Here is a 1,009-nt window from a genome sequence, read left to right as displayed (position 1 = left end):
GGCGGCCCGGCCGGCGGGCCGTCCGCTGAGGCGACCCGTCCGAGGCCGCCCGCCGCCGCGCGACGTGTTCGAGAAGTCCTACGAAAGAGCAGAATGCCCCGCTTCACCATCATCGTCCCCTCCCACGGGGTCGAGGGCCGGCTGTCCCAGGCGCTCGACTCGGTCCTCGCCCAGTCGTTCGGCGACCTCGAGGTGATCCCGGTCTGCGACGGCCCCGGCTCGCTCGGCGCCCATGTCACGGCCCGCCATGCCGAGCGCGACTGCCGGGTCGCCCCCGTGCACTCACCGCCGTCGGGGGGCCTGGCGGGGGCGCGCAATGCCGGGTTGAGGGCGGCGACCGGGGCGTACGTGCTGTTCCTCGACGGCGACGACGTCCTCGCGCCGGGAGCGCTGGCGGCCCTGGACGCGCGGCTCACCGCGACCGGCGAGGTGGATGTGCTGTACGCCGAGCACGAGCGCGTCCCCTGGTGGGAGGGCGAGCCGACCAACCCGGCCGCCCCGCTGCTGGCCAAGGCCCCCGACGGCGCCTTCGCCCCGGGGGACGCCCCGCAGCTCACCGGCGTGACGCTTCCGGCGTTCGGCGCCCTCTGGCGCCGCGCCTTCGTCACCCGGCACGAACTCACCTTCTCCGCAGGCCACTTCACCGACATCGGCTGGTCCGGGACGGCCCTGCTGCACGCCGGGCGGGTCGCGGTGCTGCGCTCGGTCGTCGTACGGCATCTGCTGCGGCGGCAGGGCAGCCGGCTGAACCGGCCCGGGGCGCACCACGCCGAACTGCTGGACCAGGTCGAGCTGGTACTCGCCCGCGCGGACGAACAGCGGCTGCCCGCCGGGCGGTCGGGCCCGCTGTTCGAGCAGCTCTTCGCCGCCGTGCTCAAGACGGCCGCCCACCCGCGGCGGCTGCCGTCGGGGCGCTCCGCCTTCTTCCGCCGGGCGGGCAGCCTGTACCGCAGGCACCGCCCGGCCGGCTACCGGCCCCCGGGCGGCAGCCTCGGCGTCCAGCACCGGC

Annotated in this window: 1 protein-coding gene; it reads left to right on the top strand. The window is 76.6% G+C overall.

Annotated elements, in window-relative coordinates; genetic code table 11:
• Positions 1-93 precede the first annotated feature (93 nt).
• Positions 94-1,009 (top strand): glycosyltransferase family 2 protein (locus N4P33_RS35455; RefSeq protein WP_260831024.1); only part of this gene is annotated, 916 nt, incomplete at its 3' end.

The organism is Streptomyces sp. 15-116A (assembly GCF_025290915.1).
GTDB lineage: Bacteria > Actinomycetota > Actinomycetes > Streptomycetales > Streptomycetaceae > Streptomyces.
This window is presented reverse-complemented; position numbering and strand designations above follow the sequence as displayed.